The organism is Candidatus Woesearchaeota archaeon, assembly GCA_026394965.1.
In the GTDB taxonomy this organism is placed as follows: domain Archaea; phylum Nanobdellota; class Nanobdellia; order Woesearchaeales; family 0-14-0-80-44-23; genus JAPLZQ01.
The window spans coordinates 1-16,562 of the sequence record JAPLZQ010000007.1 but is presented as its reverse complement, the minus strand read 5'-3'; the positions used below and the strand labels follow the sequence as shown (position 1 = coordinate 16,562).

The following is a 16,562-nucleotide window of genomic DNA, read 5'->3' as shown; positions in this document are numbered from 1 at the left end:
TCGTGGAAAAGGCAAAGAACAGGTACAGGATATCTGAATTCTCCTCTCTAAAAGAGATTTTTTCCGAAAGGATAAAAAAATACCTGCTGGACTCCATTGTCTCGAGGATAGAAGAGCAGCTTTTCATGCTTGATTCTGAGTTTTCCGAGTGAAAAACAAAAAGTTTAAATATAAATTCAATATTAGAGGAGAGGTAGGGGTGAATACCTTCTATAATCAGTAAAAAAGGTGATAAAACAATGGCTGAAAGTGTAGCAAAAGTCGGCGTAAAGAAGCAGGATGGATATCTCTACTTCGTTGATAAGCAGGGAGACATCTCAAGAGCAAAGATGGTAAGGGGAAGAAAGAATAAAGGAAAGCAAAAATCCGAAAAGGTAGCCAAAGCAGGAGTCAGGAAGCAGGCAGGATATCTCTACTTCGTTGACAAGCGCGGAGACATCTCAAGAGCCAAGATGGTCAGAGGCGGAAGAAGGAAGAAAAAGAGATAAAACCTTACGCCAATAAAATATTCTTTTTTTTATTTTTTTTAATACTCATTCTAAGAATCAATAAACTTCTTAATGCATCTCTCAGGAAAACATTGAAAGTTTGCTCTGGCTCTTTAGGTTCTTAAGGAGAATGCTGCTATTAAGAATGTAGTCAGCATCCATCCCAAACTTGTTTTTTAGGACTGCCCGCGCATATTTCAGCAAGAGCTCCTTCCCTCCAAACTCAAGAGGCTTGCTCTCCATTGTTTTTCTAACCGCCTCTCTTACAACCCAGACTCCAAGAGGGCAGAAATACTCGCCGGTAATAACCCTTATTGCAAGCACTGAACCCTGGTGCTTCACATTATGAAGATAATCAAGAATCGGAAGCCTTGCAGCATAATAGCCGCCGGCACAGTTGTCTGCATATTTTTTCCTTCCTGAATAAGGCTCGTAGTCAGTCATGTACTGAATCTCATCACTCTGGTTCCACTCTGCCTGAGGCATGTAAGTTTCAAATAGTTCGTATGCCCAGGGCTCTGGAAAAATCAGGATAAGATAGTAATTTCCCAGGTAACCGCCGAAAAATGCAAGATAATCAGGGCTCTTGTAATCCTTGATTTCCAGGATTCGCTCTTTTCCCAAAGAATCATCAACTGCAGTGATAGCCCATCTCGTGGGAACAAGCTTTCTCTCTGTTTTCACTCCCAAAGTTCCTGTGCTGAGAAGCCGGGTTATAAAATTTTCGTCAAATCCTTTCTGGAAAAGATTTGAGATTGCATCGCCTGCCTTAAAATCATAGTCAGAAACAGTTTTCTCAACAATCGGGTTTATCCTCGGGTTTTGTGTGAGGACTGCGCTCTTCAACCTTGCATCAGGACCAAATGGGGCAGTATCAGGGCTCAGGTTAATCCTGAAATGGGGAACGTCCTCAATCTTTATGTCAACATCAACTGGCTTTGAAGCCATGCTGACTTCCTGGGCAAGCTCAAGCATTCTATTGTCTTTTGAGGCTGAGCGCACCTTTTTAACATCTGCCTTGAACTTGGAGTTAATCAGGGCTGAGCGAAGCTCAATAATTCTATCTACGCCAAAATTATTTTTTCCCCAGGTTCTAGGCGCATCATAAAGCTCTGCATGCTCAAGAAGAGAGGGAATTTCAGGAGGAGCCATAATCCCGATGTTGATATTAGGATATCCTGAACGCCCTACAAGAACTGCAGGCGCCTTAGATGAGAATTCCTCTTTTCCCTCAAGCAAGAGAACTTTTTTCATCCTCATAATCGAGTTTGCCTTTGCATAGATTGGGCAGTAAACCCTTCCGCAGAACCCCCGTCCCTTGCATTTCAGGCACAGAACTTGCATAAAACAGGATTTATCCCTTTCTTCTTATAAAACTTATTCAAGGATGTCCTTTGGCGCTTGCAGAATTATTTTCTGCCATCAATCTCCCTTTCAGCAATACTGCCCAGCCGCTTTATGCCAACTTCTATCTGCCCCGGAGTTGAGTAACTGAAGTTCAAGCGCATCTTGTTCTTTACAGAGCCGTCGTGGTAGAAGGCATAGCCGGGTATGAAGCCGACCTTCTCCTCCTTTACGGCCCTCTTGCACATTTCAGATGTATCAACATTCTTAGGCATGCTCAGCCACAGGAAAAGTCCTCCATCTGGTTTTGTCCATTCCACTTCAGGATGCTTGGGCATGTATGCATCAAGAACCTCAAGCATCAAATCCCTTTTCTCGGAATATTTCTCCTTTATCTTCTCAATATGCTCCTCAAGGTTCCAATTTTTGAGGAATTCTGCAGCAACTATCTGGTTAATAACAGGCGAGCACAGGTCAGCGCCCTGCTTCAACTTCACAAGCGTGTCTATCACTGCCTCGTCTCCAGTTATCCAGCCAATTCGCAGTCCTGGCGATATTGTCTTTGAGAAAGTCCTCAATGATATTATGTTGTTCATTCCATTTGCCTGCGCAAGAGCGTATATTGAAGGGATTGCATCACCATTGTAGCGCAGTTCCCTGTAAGGGGAGTCCTCTATTACAATAAGATTGTATTGTTCTGCAAGCTCAATAATCTTCTTTCGCCTTTCGTGGCTGAGAGTGACTCCTGCAGGATTGTGGAAGTCAGGCACCAAATACATGAACTTGATACTGCTGTCAAATTTTTCAAGCTTTTCCTCCAGCACATCAGTTTTCATCCCATTTTCGTCGAGGGGAACCCCTATGAATTCCGGCTCATAGAATGAGAATGCCTGCAAAGCCCCAAGATAAGAGGGTTCTTCAACAATTATTCTGCTGCCCTTTTCTATGAAGAGCTTTCCAAAAAAGTCCAGTCCCTGCTGGGAGCCGCTTATCGGAAGGATGCTGTCTATGGATGCCTCAATTCCTTCCTTTGACATCCATTTTGAAAGTTCTGCTCTCAGCCCCTTGTAGCCCTCTGTGGTTCCGTATTGAAGGGCCTGCGCGCCCTTTGTCATGTAAACCTGCCTCGTTATGTCTGCAAGTTCATTTACTGGGAAAGTGTCAGGGTCAGGAAGCCCGCATCCGAATGATATTATCTCAGGATCCTGAGTAATCTTCAGAAGCTCCCTTATCACTGACTTGGGCATATTCTTAACTCTCTCCGGAAAGAAGCCTTCAAAATTCTCAATTTTCATAATATCAACCTCCTGCTTTAAAGAAAAAGTGAGTTGTGATTAAAAAGTATTTGCGTGCTCGCGAATACAATTTTAGTGTGACTTACATGTGATGATAAACCCTTAAATATTGAGCGCATATGAATCATTAAGAGATGATGGCTTATGCCAGAGGAAACACTTGAAAGCATTGTAAAAATTTTTGACAAGGCAAAGATTGAAGGGCTGCAGGGAAATTTAGATGCGAACATCATGTATGCAGTAATAAATCTGGAAGCAAGAAAGGAGCAGATACCTGAAGAGTTCCTTCCAGCGCCCTATGCATTAACTGCAGATAAGCTTCAGGACTACAATGGAACATTGGCAGATGAGGTAATTGAGTATTACACTACCCTATACAGAACAAGAATAAATGAGAAATCAGACAATTTGTAAGGTCCAGCTGATTTTTACTGTTTTTATTTTTTTATTTTTTATTTATTTCTTCTAGAAATCTCTTTATTGTCTTTGTAAGATGCTCTGGCTGGGTTTTCAGGGAGAAAGATGCCTTCTCAATTATTTCCTTATCAGAGCCGGATGATTTTTCCTTTGATTCAAGCTTGAAGGATTCCTTTGGCTCACCTTTTTTTACAATCTTTTTCCACTTCTGGAAAAGCTCATCAATGCGCCCTGGAATTTCATCTTTTTTGCATTTAAGGGATTTTCTCAGTTCCTCGATTATTCCCGCTTCGCCCAAGGTTTCTTTCTCAGCTGCGTTTCCAGAGACAAATTCCAGGCGGATAATCCCATCCTGAATTTTAGAGGACTTTATGATTTTTATTTTTCCTGCTTCTCCAGTTGAATTCAAATGAGTGCCGCCGCAGGCTTCAACATCAATTCCAGGAATCTCAACAATCCTGATTTCCTTACCGGGAACAGCTCCGCCCTGATAAAGCCTGAAGCCATACAAATGCTCTGCCTCATTTCTGGGGAGGAAAAACTTTTTGATTGGAATATTAGCATTTACAATCTTGTTGGCTTCATCTTCAATCTTTTTGAGTTCTGATTCATCTAACTGCTTGTAGTGAGTGATGTCAAGTCTGCCGTGCTCCATTGTCTTTGAAGCGCCTGTCTGCCAGATGTGATTTCCAAGGATTTTTCTTGCAGCTGCATTTACTATGTGCGCTGTTGTGTGATGCTGGGAAAGCTGAAGGCGCCTCTCAAAATTAACTTTCCCTTTGACAATATCTCCCTCTTTGAAAGATGGATTCTCAACAGCATGGACAATCAATTTTCCCTGTTTGAAGCATTCAGAAACTTTTGTGTTTCCTAAAACGCCACTATCTGAGAGCTGCCCTCCGGATGTCGGGTAAAAAGCAGTTTTGTCTAAGATAACATAATGCTTGTTGTCTTTCCCGACAATCTTCAATACTTTTCCTGAAAACTCAAGAATCTTGTAATCTCCGAAGTATAATGCCTCTGTTGCAGGCAATTCCGGAAGCTCAATTCTCTCTGCTTTTTTTGTTGCTGTTTTCTGGACAGAAGTCTTGTGCTTTTCTGCGACAAGGCTGTAGAAATTATCTGGTATGGAAAGCTCTTTCCCATTTGCCGCAAATTCCTGTTTTATGTAATCGGGGCTTATCCCCTGGCTGTCGTAAAGCTCAATAAGCTTTTCAGCGGAAACTTCCTTTCCTATCATCTGGGCAACAATTCTTTTTGAGGATTTTTTTGTCTCAAGATACTTCTCTTTTTCAACTTCAAGAATTTCAGAAACTTCCTTGAGATTTTCTGAAAGCTCAGGGAACAGGGGCTTTAATTCCTGCGCATGGATTTTGCATAATTCAGGAAGAGAAATGTTCCAGTTGTTTTTTTCTATCAATGAAAGAGCGCGCCTTAGAATAATCCTGAGATTATATCCGCCGGCAACATTGCTCGGAAGAACGCCATCAGAAATTGCGAAAAGCAAACTTCTTGAATGCTCTGCAATTGAGTAAAGGGCAGCTGACTTTCCAATCTTCTCCTTTAATTCATCTTTCGGAACTTTTATTTTTTCAGAAATATCTTTCCAAACATTCTCAATGTCCTCAACCTCGTCTGCATTAAGGTAGGATGCATAAGGCAGGAATTTTTTCATTAAAGCCGGGTCAGTGTGAAAGCCGGTGCTTTTGTAAAGATGATTCATGACTTTCGGGAAAACAGCATCATAGCTTGTTCCTGTGCCGTTTGAGAACCAGGCGTTTCTCTCATGCCCCATTCCCATGTCAAGAATATTTAATTTCAGAGGCTTAAGCCCCTCTTCTGTAACCTCATATTTCATGTAAACCTGATTGCCGAGTTCTAAACCGCGGGAGAAAAACTCCATGCAGATTCCTGCATTTCCGCCGCCTGCCCACGCATCCTCGTGGAAAGTTATCTCTTCCTTGGAAATCCCAAGCCCTTCGACAAGCCAGTTGTAAATGTCAGTGAAATACTTTTTCTGGTCGAAATCTTCAGGCGATTTGAAAGCGTGCTGTCCAATCATGACAAAGCCGGTGTAATGGGCTCCTGTTATTCCGACATTGTCAATGTCATTGAAGCGCAGGCAGAACTGCGGAACAACAAGCGGATTTGCAGGCGGCTCAACCTGCCCTGAAACCACAAAAGGCTGGAAATCATAAATTGAGGCCTGGACAAAATCAGTGTCATCTCGCCATCTTGCAGCAACAGGATACCTCTTTATGGGAGTGTAGCCCCATTTCTCAAACAATTCTGAGAATCTCTGCCATGTTTCAACATAAGTCATCTTATGCTTTGCAGGGCTGTTCCCTATGAAGCGGAAGCCACCCGAGCATGCAGGGTCTCCGCACACTTTTGAAGGGCTTGTGCTCCAGAAGAACTTTTGGCACTTTTCGCACTGAAACCTTGAAAAGCCGTTTTTCTTAAGAATCTCAACTGCATAATACTTCTCAGGATTTGCAGCAGTGACCTTTCGCAGCTCCTTCTTGACTTCTTTGTCTGAAAGCATGTGCAAACGTATAAAACAAGAGAATATAAAGGTTTTGAAAAAGTTTTATTCGTTCTTAACAATGTAGCCTGCGCCGAAAGAATATTTCCTGCCGCTTGCAAAGATTCCTGCAATGAAGCCGAGAACAAGCCCTGCTCCCCCGGTTATCAGGTAGCCTTTTATGTTTCCTGCTTCAGCTTTTTTTGCTATCTCAGGATTTGCAGACACAGGATAATCTTTTGAGGCAAAATATTCCTCAAGCGGAGCATATTCGCCATTGTAGTATTTTTTTATTGCGCTCTCAAGCGCTGAATCTTCCGCGGAAAAATCCTCAATTCCGAACACTTCTCCAGAGGTGATTATGCCGTCCTTTCCATATGATGAAAGAGCAGAATCAAGAGTTTTCGGCGAAGAGCAACCGGAAAATACCAAAGGCACTGATATTAAAATTGCAGCAAGAGTTTTTTTGTTCATGAAGTTAACCCCCTTAAGAGATAATAGGTAAACGAATTATAAATATTTTCTTTTATGGACAATTATTTACTCATATGGGTAAAATCTTACTCAAAAGATTTTCTTACGGCGACATTTATAATTCAAATAATACTTTAATCTTCTTTTCAAAGTTGTCTTTTCCTGTGCCATCCAATAAGGAATAAGATTCCTATGAGGAAAGCAGGCCCTGATATTTGCACGCTCCAAAACAGCATATACCATTGAAAAGGGGGATTCATAAGAATAGTAATCAATAATATTGTTATGTATAATATCCCTGCAATAATAAAAGCGATTCCCCCGACAATCTCATGTCTCCAGGAAATTATCAAAATTGCCAGCAAGATAAATACCGGAATATTATGGATTAACAATGCGAGAATAGTGCCCCAGAATCCATAATTTCCTTCAAAAACATCCAAGGAAAACATTGCTAAAAAGAGCAAGAACACTATTGATAAAATTCTTGGAGTCCAATAAATGAACTTGCTAATCTTTGTTTTACTCTTCTTTTTCATATCCAATAATAATAGTGTTTTACTTTAAATATTATTGTTAACCTTACTCGCATTTTGAACAAAAACCGCTCTCAGAAAGGACAAAACTTATAATTCAAATTCAATACTATCTTTTCATGCAGCAAAAACACGCAGCATCTTCAAAATATGCAGCAAAGGAGAATGCAGCAAAGATAATGCAGATTCTCACAAAGGAATACGGAGTTCCAAGGACGAGCCTGCATTATTCAAATGTGCTCCAATTGCTCATTTCAACAATACTCTCTGCGCAGTGCACTGACACACGAGTTGATATGGTTACGCCTGCGCTTTTCAAAAGATACAAGACAGCAGAGGATTTCGCAAAGGCAGATACAATTAAGCTTGAGAAAATAATCCGAAGCACAGGATTTTACCACGCAAAAGCCAGGCACATAATTGAATCCTCAAAGATGATTGTAAATAACTTCCATTCAAAAGTTCCTGACACAATGGAGAACCTTCTCTCGCTTTCAGGAGTTGGAAGGAAGACTGCAAACCTGGTTCTTTCAGAGGGGTATGGAAAGCTTGTGGGAATTGTTGTTGACACTCATGTTACAAGGCTTTCATATAGACTAGGGCTCACAAAAGAGAAGGATGCTGTAAAAATTGAAAAGGACTTGATGAAAATATTTTCCCGGAAAGACTGGCGGGCAATCTCGCACTTTCTTGTGTTCCACGGAAGAGCAGTTTGCAATGCAAGAAGCCCGAAATGCAGCGCCTGCTCCCTGAATAAAGTGTGCCCTAAGATGGGGGTTTAGAGAGATAATCCTGAAGCGCAGAGTCAACAATAAAAGCTTTCTTTTCAAAAGAGGCAATTCTTCTGTTCATGCTCCAGATTCTGTTGAAGAAGTAGAATATAGGAACTGAAATAGCCCCAAAGCCAATAATCTCGGGAAGCATTGGATTTAAGCCCTGAAAATATATCAATCCTCCAATGAGAGTTTCTGCAATTGTTTTTCTTATGTCAGAACCAATATTGTAGAACTGCCCGCTTTTTCCAGTGAACTCGTAAACAGGGAGAATATCTGAAATCCGCCCGTATTCAAGGTCTTTTTCAATGCTCAGATTATACTCTTTCAGCCCAAGGCGGCATAATGTTCCGAACTCATTTTTTTGGAATTCCACGAATTCATCATGAACAGTTGTTTCCCCGTTAAGAACTCTCGAAATTAATGGGTTTTCTTTGTATGGCATTATTATGTTTGAACAATCAGAAATAGCCCTGCCATTATTCATTTCTTCAATTATTAAATCAGAAAGTGTTTGCGTTTCAAGCATTTTTTTTGCCTTCATAGAACACTTAAAAGTGCGTCGCCGTATTTATCAGACAAATCTGAAAGTATTGAATCCATCTTTTTTGCCCTTTCCACAAGCGCTTTCTCCTGCTTTTCTATGTCAGGTAAATTAGTTATGTAAGTTTCTTCAATTGACTCTGCAATAACTGAAGTCCAGATAAAATTCCAGAGCGTCAGAGAGCGGGCAATTCCAACAAGAGCCGCAGAGGTTAGCGCGGCAAGCGGAAGCGCAAAATAAGCTGTCCTTGAAAGATTCTTCATAAACCCTGCACCAGTTGTCATCAGCGCGCTGTTCCCGTGGATTTTTGCATCCTCGCCGTCTCCAAGCAAGGATTCCAAGGAAGCCATCCTCTCATCATAATCTTTATTTGGGCGAGGAAGGTAAAAAACACTTTTTTTCTCGTGCTTCTCTGCAAGCAGAGCACAAGCCATTCCTTCAAAGCTATCCTGCTTACAATATGCAATCCTGAGCTTGCAGCTAATCATCCTATTGTTTGAGTATCTCTCGAAAATCTTCTCATAATGTTCACGCGCATCAAAATCAAGCATTTGCATGTAAAACTCAAGCATTTCAGAATAATACTCTGAATTCTTTTCGTTGTTCTCAATTAAATCCGTTCTGTTTTTTTCAATTACTTTTGTAGTCAAAAGCTCAGATAAGCAGCTGTCTTTCGGAATGTATGGATATGGCAGAATGTTACGCATTGCAGTTGAAAGATTAGATGAGCAGCGGTCTATCAAATTGTATCTCATAGAGGGAGATATCATTTATCAATATATAATCTTTTCTTTTTTTACTATTAATTAATAGTCATAATCTCATTAGACATTGGACAAGCCCGCAAAACCCGTTTAAGCAGGAAAAATCCGGGGATTTGGAAAAGCGGAATGCGTTAGCCCGGCTATCTGATTTTTATGATTCCTGAAAAATAAAATTTTTGTTTTCATTTATCTTTGCCATGAAAATAAAGCGGTTCAATTGGCGGGAGTCGCTTATCAGGGCATCCATTCTTGATTTATTGTTTCCCATCCTGAAAATAAAAAAGGACAATGGGAAAAACACTTTCATGCTTTCAAATGCAAATTGAGAGGAAAGCCCGATTAAACAACTTAACAAAATTCCAAGCGTGCAGGTGGCTGCAGTGTATTTCAAGTCAATATATGCATCCCTAAAGAATGCATTTTTGCCGTAATATTTCCTTATTGGGATAAGCTCTGAAATATTTCCGTACAAGTCATCTTCCTTTTCGCTGAATTCAGGATTTCCAAAACCAAAATGATACTTAAACCCAAAGTCACGCTCAATTATTTCTTCAGTAGTACGATAAATATTTGCGTATCCGAGCATGCATTTCCTCAGGAGAGGATTTTCAAGATGAGAATTGATTATTTCCTTACTGCTTTCCTGAACAACATAGTAATCGATGCCGCGAAGCCCATCAATATATGTGGTTCCAGCCCGCTCAACGCAGTTTTCATTAAGGATTTCAAGGAGAGTTTTTTCGCTTTCCATAAGGGAATTATGCCTTTGCACATTATAAATTTTTCCACTTTGTCGTAGTTATTCTTATAGGAAAAACAGAGCAATGTCAAGCCCAATGTGAAGCGCCTGGTCAATATAGAGATAGATTCCTTCTGACTTTTTAGCATCTTTTATGCCGGACTTCCATTTGTCAATTATCAGATGCGTTATGAGAACAAAAAGGAATTTCCAGAAAACAAAAACTCCGAGAAGATAGAAGCACAAAGACACGATGAGCGCATAAATCATTGAATGCACAAATAGTGAATAAAATCTTTTTCTCTTTGTCTCAAAAAGGAACTGGCTCTGAAAAGCATAGTCGCCTAAATAGTGGGCAAGAAGAATCCAGAGTATGTTCTCAATCATAATTGGAAATAAAAACCTAGTGATTAAAAACTTTGCGCTTAAATCATGACTTTTTCTTCTGAAAAGCACATTCAATTTTCAATTGCATCAAGCCGATCTTTCCAGTGGTATAACTTGCAGAGTTTTATTGATGCGTCAAGCGATTCTGCGTTCTTCCTGAGCTTTCTTCTCCTTTCATTGTTATTCTGTATTCTGGAAGCAGCATACATAAAAGGCAGAATTGCAACAAGGGAAGGAATAATTTCCTGAAAAGGGGTTTGACTCAAAAAGTAATACAATGAGCCGGACATTAATGTGTAAAAGACGCTTCTTCTTAAGTCCCTTGAGATATTTATCAGGTAAGATGCCTTTCCATAATATTCTTTTAGGGGGATAAGCTCTGAGATTTTTCCGTATTTGGCATCCTTTTCCTCTGTCAATTTAGGAATTCTTAATCCGAACAAATATTTTATGCCAAAATCCTCTGCAATAAGCTCATCTACTGATTCAGATATGCTTTTTTCCATGCTCACGCACTTGGAAATCAGGGGATTTTCAGAATACTGCTCAATTATCTCATCGTGGCTTTTCCTGATTAAGTAATGATCTATCTCATTCAAATCTTCCATGCTCTTTCCTTTTGTTTTCTCATAAAAGCTTTCATCAAGCAGTTCAATCAGAGTTTTTCCCTGTTCCATAAGGCAATTAAGAGATTTTTCATATATAAATCTTTCTAATTTAACTACTTTAGAGTAATAATTATTCTTAGAAATCTAGCATTAAATCCAATTTTAAGCGCTGAATATTATGCTAAAAAACGGCGCTAAAACTCAATACAAAGAAATTCTTTTGGAATTTCTTGTTCCAAAATTCGCTTGGCGAATTTTTGGTACTTTAGTTTAGAGATAAGGCGCCGTTTTTGGCATCCTAAAAATCTGCGAATCAGAGAGTGTCCGATCAAACTCCACACACAAAACGCAAAAACAGAGTTTTGCGCACAAAAATTGTTGCGCAATTTTTTGTGAATTGCTAAAGCAATTCAAAGAAATGCTATGACATTTCTCTGGGCTTTAGTGCGGAGTAGGACACTCTCAGTGGATTTTTATGACTTCAATATCCCTTCTTGAAATTCAGATGCTGTAAACGATATCGTGCTCCTTTACTGGCTGGTCAACCTTGAACCCTATCTCCTGCCCGGCTTTTGCCTCCCTTATCGCCTTGTGCTCAATCTGCATTGAGCCAATGCTCTGAGTGAAGTCAGTGTGCGTGCCTTTTATGTGGATTCTGTCCCCTGATTTCATAATGCCGCCGACAGCAACAACAGCAACGCCTATTTTCTCAAAATAATGGATTATTTTCCCAATCTGCTTTTCTTCCAAAAAGCTCACCCCCGAAATCCCTAATTCGTTGAAATATTTAAGTTTTTTCAGATACTTTTTTATACTCCTGATGCGAGAGGAAAACAGATGAAAAGAGAGCTTTTCGAGATTTACGATTCCGGAATAACAGAGCTTGATGCATCTGTAAAATCAGTTTCAGAAGAGAATGGGGCAGTTTTGATAATTTTGGACAAAACCCCATTCCGCCCTGCGTCAGGCGGGCAGCCAACCGACTTTGGAATAATTGAGAATGAATCCTTTTCTGCAAAAGTAATTGACGCTGTTGAAAAAGAGGGGGAAGTAATCCACAGGTGCGAGGTCGCTAAAGGCAGGGTTTCTCCGGGCGATAAGGTTGCCGCAAAAATAGACGGGAAAAGAAGAAAGAATCTTATGCTCATGCACTCAGGAGAGCATTTGTTTTTCTCATGCCTGAAAAAAATATCTGAAAAAGAGAAGAAACAAATTGAGGTTGAGAAGGTAAATCTGTCTGAAGAGGAGTCAAACCTGTTTGTAAAGGCAGATTCCCTCAACTGGTATTCAATATTTCAGGCAGAGGAGCTTGCAAACAGCATAATTGATGAGGAACGTGAGGTAAAAGTAAGATATGCTGAAAAGAAAAATATTGAACACTTCATTGAAAAGGGGCTCAGGATAAAAAAGGAGAGAATTGCTGAAGATTTTGTGAGAGTTGTGGAATTTTCCGGAATTGACCTTTCTGCCTGCACAGGAACGCACGTGAAAAACACTTCTGAGATAAAGGGGATTGTCGCAACAGACTTCAAGAACAGGGGAAACGGAAAGTTTGAGATAAAATTCAAGGCAGGGCTCTCTTCCAAGCCAGAGCTTTTTTCCGAGAGCAGAATTTTCAGGAAAATTGAAACGCTTCTTTGCGCATCTGGGGAAGATGCATTTGCCTTGATTATGAAGCTGATTGAGGAGAAAAATGAGCTTAAGGAAAAATACCACAAAATACTTTTAGAATCCCTTCTGCGGCTTGAGCCGGAGAAAATAAACGGGATAAAATTTTATTTTGCAGTTCTCTCTGATGCGGAGCAGAAAGTTCTTACAAAAGCGGCATCAGTCCTTTCCCAGGACAAGTCCCTTGTCTCTTTCATAAACCAGAGGGAAGACGGAAAAATCAACATTATGTTCATGGCTTCAAAGAATCTGAAGGCAGATGTGCTTTCATTCATGAATTCTGAAATTCTGTCTAAATTCGCAGGAAAGGGCGGCGGAAGCGAGAATTACTCTGTTGCAGAGATTGAATGCCCAAATGAGAGAATTCCTGAAATTGAGCTTAAAATAAGGGATTTTGCAGAAAGCCTATAAACTGAATAGTCATTTTTCTGAAAATTTTCCGGAAATTCTTCATTAATTCTTATTAAAGGGAAATCCCTTAATTATCCCTGTGAGAAAATGAACCCTTTTCAGAAAAGCAGGGAAGTTGAAGCGAAGAAAGAGCGGCTTTTTTCAGAGATAAGAAGGAAAACATCAGATAAAGCCCCATTAGAGCTGATTGTTGAAGTGGATGATAATAAAAGAAACAGCGTCTATAAAGAGTTAAAAAGGCTTGGGAAATGCAGCTGCTATAAATTCATCCCATACCTCTCGCTTGAATGCTCTCCTGATGATGCAGAGAGAATTGCAAACTATGCTTACGGGAAAAAGCACGATTTGAGGTTTGAGAGGAATTTCAGGTACGCCCTTGAAAACATAATCTCCCTTGAAGTGTCAAACAAGGTAAGCATTCCCCCTGAAAAGCCAGGGATAAACTACTATTTCAAAAGGGACGAGGATTTCCTCTGGAATCTCAACAACATTGGCGTATATGACGCATTGAAGATTGCAGACGGAAAAGGGGTTAAGATTGGGATAATTGACACGGGAATTGACTATACACATCCTGAAGTTATTGAAAGGTTTGGAAGGGAGAAAGGATATAATTTTGTAGGAGAAAACTCAAACCCAATGGACGGCGAGGGGCATGGAACCCATGTTGCAGGGATAACAGCAGGTTCAAAATGCGGGATTGCAAGGGGCTCAACTCTTTACGCAATAAAAGTTCTGGGGGATGACGGAAGCGGCTCAGAGGCAGATGTAATGAGAGGAATTGAATGGGCTCTTGAAAAAGGGATTTCCATTGTAAACATGAGCCTCGGCTCAAATTATGCCTCAAATGCATTCCGCGAGCTCTGCTATTACGCATCCTCAAAAGGGATGATTCTATGCGCTGCAGCAGGAAATGATGGAATAGAAGGCTATGAATATCCTTCCTCATTTGAACCGGTCATCTCTGTTTCAGCAGTTGACAAGAAGAACAGGCATGCTGATTTCAGCAATATAAACGACCTTATTGACATTTCTGCTCCTGGAGTTGACATTGTATCAAGCTACCGCGGCGGCTATAGGATGCTTTCAGGAACTTCAATGGCAACTCCGCACATTACAGGATGCCTTGCACTCATGATTTCAAACGGCTCAAAGAGCGCAGAATCTGTAATGAAGAGGCATGCCGAGCCCCTGCATTCAGAAACAGGCTATCCTGATTCAGAGGTTTTCGGCTCTGGCTTGATACAAATAGACAAAATGCTTGAAGGAAATGAAAGCTATGCGAGGCTTAGGGCAATATTCCTGGGAAAGAATGAATGCAATGAAAGAAAAAGCCCTATTGATTACCTGATTCAAAAAATAAGGAATATGTGATTTCGGAGGTTTAAAATGCCATTGGAAGATGCTGTTGAAGGGGAATTTTTCATAAGATTTAATGAAAAAGAAAGAAGCGCTGATGAGCTTTCCTCAGCAATAAAAAAGCTTGAGGAAGCAGGAATTGAGATAAGGCACAGGTATGTTACTGGAATATACCACATAAGGATTGATGATTATGAAAAAGGAATGGAAAAGATAGATGAACTGAAAAAAAGCCAGGAAATTGAGAGCATTGAGCCAGTATATAAAACAAAAATCATTCCTTAAGCCTGAAGTAAATTCTCCTGTTGCTCTTGCCCTTGTTTTCTGTCCCGATGATTTCTATTCCCCTGATTTCAGAAACATTCTTCAAATGTGTTCCGCCGCACGCCTGCTCATCAATTCCTTCAATTGCAACAACCCTTATAACCTGAAGGGATTCTGGAAGCATCTTCCTTAATTTCACAAGCCCGGGAATCTTGAATGCCTCTTCCCTTGGAAGGAACCTTATTGTTACAATATGCCCTTCACTTATTATCCTGTTTGCTTCTTCCTCGTAATGCCTGATTTTCTCCTTGTCAAAATTTTCAAGGGAAAAATCAACGCGAGTCTTGTCAAGCCCGATCTGGTTTCCTGTAATTTCAGTCAGGGGCTCCTCTTTTGTGATGACTGAGGAAAGCACATGGCACGCAGTATGGTATCGCATAAAGGCATACCTTCTTTCCCAGTCAATTGAGCAGTGCACAACAGCGCCATTTGATATTCCCAGTTCAGAAGCATTTTTGTCAATCTCATGTATTATGCTTCCTGAATCTTTCCTGACCATGACAACCTTTGCGGATTTCCCTTCAAAGGAAATCTCGCCACGGTCTGCAGGCTGCCCGCCTGATTCAGGATAGAAGAAAGTTTTGTCAAGAACAACAAGATTTCCCTCTGCTGAAATTACGCCTGCATCAAATTCTTTGGCATAGCAGTCTGAAAGATAAAGCATTTCTGTCATAAAACCACCAAGAGCAATGTTCCTGGCATTTATTATTTATATTTATTGAATAAAAACAGTAAAACAAGCAACAGAAGCAATAAAACCTGAAAAAATTAATAAGCAGGAAATCAATAGCACGGAATAATGGGAAGCATAGAAAAGATATCTGTTTCAGATTTTGACCTGAAGAAGGCAGTTGAGTGCGGGCAAATCTTCAGGTGGGACTTTATAGACAGATGGTATTACATCACAATAGGAGAATTTATCCTTAAAGCTAGGCAGAGGGGAAACCTGCTTGAATATGAATGCTCAAAGCCAATTGGTAAGGATTTCATAAAGAATTATTTTACCCTTTCCTCTGATTCAGGCAGGATGAGAAGAAGCATAGAAAAGGACGATAAGATAAGGGCTGCTGTAAAGAGCGCATCAGGGCTTCACCTGATAAATCAGCCCCCTTTTGAGTGCATGATAAGCTACATTGCATCCTCAGCATCCAACATTCCCAGGATAAAGAAGAACATGAACTCAATCTCAAGAAGTTTTGGGAAAAGGATTGCATTAGGAGATTATGAGTCATACTCCTTTCCAAAGCCAAGCGAGTTTTTGAAATGCAAAAATATTGAAAGGGAATTGAGATGCTGCGGGCTTGGCTTCCGCTCAAAATTTTATCCTGATATCATCAATGTTATATGCTCTGTTTCAGGTTCAGGAAATCCTGATTTGGAATTTGAGAAATTCTTCAGCAGGCTTAAAAAAATGAAGTATGAAAATGCAAAATCAGAGCTTGTCAGGCTTCCGGGCATAGGAAGCAAGATTGCAGACTGCATTCTCCTGTTTTCGCTTGGCTTTACAGAAGCATTTCCAACAGATGTGTGGATAAGGCGTGCAGTTCAGGAGATGTATTTTCCCAATGAAAACATAACAAGCAAAAAGGCAGAGGAATTTGGGAGGGAATATTTTGGAAGGTACGCAGGATATGCCCAGGAGTGCATCTACTACTGGAGGAGGCTTATTAAATGAAGCACTTTGAAATCACAGGAACAGTGTTCTCCGGATTAGGTGAGGCAGGAAACTACATGAACATGCCTGAATACAAGGAAAGATTCAGGAAATACCTGGGATTTTCAACTTACTTAGGGACCCTTAACCTGAAAATCGCAAAGGATGATTTGCAGAAAATTTCCTCGCTTGAGGCAATTTTAATTCCCGGATTCTCAGTAGGAAGCAGGAATTTTGACAGCATTAAGTGCTA

Annotated in this window: 20 protein-coding genes; 8 read left to right on the top strand and 12 right to left on the bottom strand. The window is 40.4% G+C overall.

Annotated elements, in window-relative coordinates:
* Window positions 1-239 precede the first annotated feature (239 nt).
* Window positions 240-488 carry a hypothetical protein gene (locus NTV63_00260; protein MCX6709378.1) on the top strand — a complete coding sequence of 83 codons (249 nt, stop codon included), beginning with the start codon at window positions 240-242 and terminating at the stop codon, window positions 486-488.
* Window positions 489-569: 81 nt separating this feature from the next.
* Here the strand turns inward: NTV63_00260 and NTV63_00255 are convergent, their stop codons facing one another.
* Both NTV63_00255 and NTV63_00250 read right to left on the bottom strand, forming a co-directional pair.
* Window positions 570-1,832, bottom strand: a complete 1,263-nt coding sequence (locus NTV63_00255) for a hypothetical protein (protein MCX6709377.1) — start codon at window positions 1,830-1,832, stop codon at window positions 570-572.
* A 65-nt stretch (window positions 1,833-1,897) separates the two neighbouring features.
* A complete protein-coding gene (locus NTV63_00250; GenBank protein ID MCX6709376.1) occupies window positions 1,898-3,127 on the bottom strand; it encodes a PLP-dependent aminotransferase family protein in 1,230 nt (409 codons plus the stop codon).
* A 144-nt stretch (window positions 3,128-3,271) separates the two neighbouring features.
* On the opposite strand from NTV63_00250, the gene NTV63_00245 reads away from it, so the two are divergent.
* On the top strand, window positions 3,272-3,541 hold the full coding sequence (locus NTV63_00245; GenBank protein MCX6709375.1) for a hypothetical protein: 270 nt from the start codon (window positions 3,272-3,274) through the stop codon (window positions 3,539-3,541).
* Between the two features lie 31 nt (window positions 3,542-3,572).
* Here the strand turns inward: NTV63_00245 and alaS are convergent, their stop codons facing one another.
* The 3 genes from alaS to NTV63_00230 form a co-directional block, all read right to left on the bottom strand.
* Complete coding sequence (gene alaS / locus NTV63_00240) at window positions 3,573-6,089, bottom strand: alanine--tRNA ligase (GenBank protein MCX6709374.1); 2,517 nt, start codon at window positions 6,087-6,089, stop codon at window positions 3,573-3,575.
* 45 nt (window positions 6,090-6,134) lie between these two features.
* Window positions 6,135-6,542 (bottom strand): hypothetical protein, encoded by a 408-nt coding sequence (locus NTV63_00235; protein ID MCX6709373.1) that lies wholly within the window; start codon window positions 6,540-6,542, stop codon window positions 6,135-6,137.
* Between the two features lie 146 nt (window positions 6,543-6,688).
* Window positions 6,689-7,081, bottom strand: coding sequence for a hypothetical protein (locus tag NTV63_00230; GenBank protein ID MCX6709372.1), 393 nt, complete (start codon window positions 7,079-7,081; stop codon window positions 6,689-6,691).
* A gap of 116 nt (window positions 7,082-7,197) precedes the next feature.
* Here NTV63_00230 and nth point away from each other — a divergent pair, with 116 nt between their 5' ends.
* The gene (gene nth, locus NTV63_00225) at window positions 7,198-7,860 is read left to right on the top strand and encodes an endonuclease III (protein ID MCX6709371.1); all 663 of its coding nucleotides are present in this window, start codon (window positions 7,198-7,200) and stop codon (window positions 7,858-7,860) included.
* Here nth and NTV63_00220 read toward each other — a convergent pair.
* From NTV63_00220 to NTV63_00195, 6 genes are all read right to left on the bottom strand, one after another.
* Complete coding sequence (locus NTV63_00220) at window positions 7,844-8,380, bottom strand: hypothetical protein (GenBank protein MCX6709370.1); 537 nt, start codon at window positions 8,378-8,380, stop codon at window positions 7,844-7,846. The two genes, nth and NTV63_00220, sit on opposite strands and share 17 nt — an antisense overlap.
* An 11-nt stretch (window positions 8,381-8,391) precedes the next feature.
* The gene (locus NTV63_00215) at window positions 8,392-9,150 is read right to left on the bottom strand and encodes a hypothetical protein (protein ID MCX6709369.1); all 759 of its coding nucleotides are present in this window, start codon (window positions 9,148-9,150) and stop codon (window positions 8,392-8,394) included.
* A 160-nt stretch (window positions 9,151-9,310) separates the two neighbouring features.
* Window positions 9,311-9,910, bottom strand: coding sequence for a hypothetical protein (locus NTV63_00210; protein MCX6709368.1), 600 nt, complete (start codon window positions 9,908-9,910; stop codon window positions 9,311-9,313).
* Window positions 9,911-9,964: 54 nt separating this feature from the next.
* Entirely contained in the window at window positions 9,965-10,285 is a 321-nt protein-coding gene (locus tag NTV63_00205) for a DUF3307 domain-containing protein (protein MCX6709367.1), read from the bottom strand.
* A gap of 71 nt (window positions 10,286-10,356) precedes the next feature.
* Window positions 10,357-10,962 carry a hypothetical protein gene (locus NTV63_00200; protein MCX6709366.1) on the bottom strand — a complete coding sequence of 202 codons (606 nt, stop codon included), beginning with the start codon at window positions 10,960-10,962 and terminating at the stop codon, window positions 10,357-10,359.
* 432 nt (window positions 10,963-11,394) lie between these two features.
* Window positions 11,395-11,643, bottom strand: coding sequence for a translation elongation factor-like protein (locus tag NTV63_00195; GenBank protein ID MCX6709365.1), 249 nt, complete (start codon window positions 11,641-11,643; stop codon window positions 11,395-11,397).
* 87 nt (window positions 11,644-11,730) lie between these two features.
* Here NTV63_00195 and NTV63_00190 point away from each other — a divergent pair, with 87 nt between their 5' ends.
* The 3 genes from NTV63_00190 (at window position 11,731) to NTV63_00180 (ending at window position 14,616) form a co-directional block, all read left to right on the top strand.
* Window positions 11,731-12,972, top strand: a complete 1,242-nt coding sequence (locus NTV63_00190; GenBank protein MCX6709364.1) for an alanine--tRNA ligase-related protein — start codon at window positions 11,731-11,733, stop codon at window positions 12,970-12,972.
* A gap of 87 nt (window positions 12,973-13,059) precedes the next feature.
* Complete coding sequence (locus NTV63_00185; protein MCX6709363.1) at window positions 13,060-14,346, top strand: S8 family serine peptidase; 1,287 nt, start codon at window positions 13,060-13,062, stop codon at window positions 14,344-14,346.
* 15 nt (window positions 14,347-14,361) lie between these two features.
* Window positions 14,362-14,616, top strand: coding sequence for a hypothetical protein (locus NTV63_00180; GenBank protein MCX6709362.1), 255 nt, complete (start codon window positions 14,362-14,364; stop codon window positions 14,614-14,616).
* Here NTV63_00180 and alaXM read toward each other — a convergent pair.
* Complete coding sequence (gene alaXM, locus NTV63_00175; protein MCX6709361.1) at window positions 14,606-15,328, bottom strand: alanyl-tRNA editing protein AlaXM; 723 nt, start codon at window positions 15,326-15,328, stop codon at window positions 14,606-14,608. The genes NTV63_00180 and alaXM overlap by 11 nt on opposite strands.
* Before the next feature lie 126 nt (window positions 15,329-15,454).
* On the opposite strand from alaXM, the gene NTV63_00170 reads away from it, so the two are divergent.
* Window positions 15,455-16,330, top strand: coding sequence for a hypothetical protein (locus tag NTV63_00170; protein MCX6709360.1), 876 nt, complete (start codon window positions 15,455-15,457; stop codon window positions 16,328-16,330).
* The coding region (locus NTV63_00165) for a DUF120 domain-containing protein (GenBank protein MCX6709359.1) at window positions 16,327-16,562 on the top strand (236 nt) is incomplete at its 3' end. The genes NTV63_00170 and NTV63_00165, both read left to right, overlap by 4 nt.

Bases quoted from the DNA above. Each gene is read 5' to 3' on its own strand.
- NTV63_00260 (MCX6709378.1), top strand. From the start codon at position 240: ATGGCTGAAAGTGTAGCAAAAGTCGGCGTAAAGAAGCAGGATGGATAT.
- NTV63_00255 (MCX6709377.1), bottom strand. From the start codon at position 1,832: ATGCAAGTTCTGTGCCTGAAATGCAAGGGACGGGGGTTCTGCGGAAGG.
- NTV63_00250 (MCX6709376.1), bottom strand. From the start codon at position 3,127: ATGAAAATTGAGAATTTTGAAGGCTTCTTTCCGGAGAGAGTTAAGAAT.
- NTV63_00245 (MCX6709375.1), top strand. From the start codon at position 3,272: ATGCCAGAGGAAACACTTGAAAGCATTGTAAAAATTTTTGACAAGGCA.
- alaS (MCX6709374.1), bottom strand. From the start codon at position 6,089: ATGCTTTCAGACAAAGAAGTCAAGAAGGAGCTGCGAAAGGTCACTGCT.
- NTV63_00235 (MCX6709373.1), bottom strand. From the start codon at position 6,542: ATGAACAAAAAAACTCTTGCTGCAATTTTAATATCAGTGCCTTTGGTA.
- NTV63_00230 (MCX6709372.1), bottom strand. From the start codon at position 7,081: ATGAAAAAGAAGAGTAAAACAAAGATTAGCAAGTTCATTTATTGGACT.
- nth (MCX6709371.1), top strand. From the start codon at position 7,198: ATGCAGCAAAAACACGCAGCATCTTCAAAATATGCAGCAAAGGAGAAT.
- NTV63_00220 (MCX6709370.1), bottom strand. From the start codon at position 8,380: ATGCTTGAAACGCAAACACTTTCTGATTTAATAATTGAAGAAATGAAT.
- NTV63_00215 (MCX6709369.1), bottom strand. From the start codon at position 9,150: ATGAGATACAATTTGATAGACCGCTGCTCATCTAATCTTTCAACTGCA.
- NTV63_00210 (MCX6709368.1), bottom strand. From the start codon at position 9,910: ATGGAAAGCGAAAAAACTCTCCTTGAAATCCTTAATGAAAACTGCGTT.
- NTV63_00205 (MCX6709367.1), bottom strand. From the start codon at position 10,285: ATGATTGAGAACATACTCTGGATTCTTCTTGCCCACTATTTAGGCGAC.
- NTV63_00200 (MCX6709366.1), bottom strand. From the start codon at position 10,962: ATGGAACAGGGAAAAACTCTGATTGAACTGCTTGATGAAAGCTTTTAT.
- NTV63_00190 (MCX6709364.1), top strand. From the start codon at position 11,731: ATGAAAAGAGAGCTTTTCGAGATTTACGATTCCGGAATAACAGAGCTT.
- NTV63_00185 (MCX6709363.1), top strand. From the start codon at position 13,060: ATGAACCCTTTTCAGAAAAGCAGGGAAGTTGAAGCGAAGAAAGAGCGG.
- NTV63_00180 (MCX6709362.1), top strand. From the start codon at position 14,362: ATGCCATTGGAAGATGCTGTTGAAGGGGAATTTTTCATAAGATTTAAT.
- alaXM (MCX6709361.1), bottom strand. From the start codon at position 15,328: ATGACAGAAATGCTTTATCTTTCAGACTGCTATGCCAAAGAATTTGAT.
- NTV63_00170 (MCX6709360.1), top strand. From the start codon at position 15,455: ATGGGAAGCATAGAAAAGATATCTGTTTCAGATTTTGACCTGAAGAAG.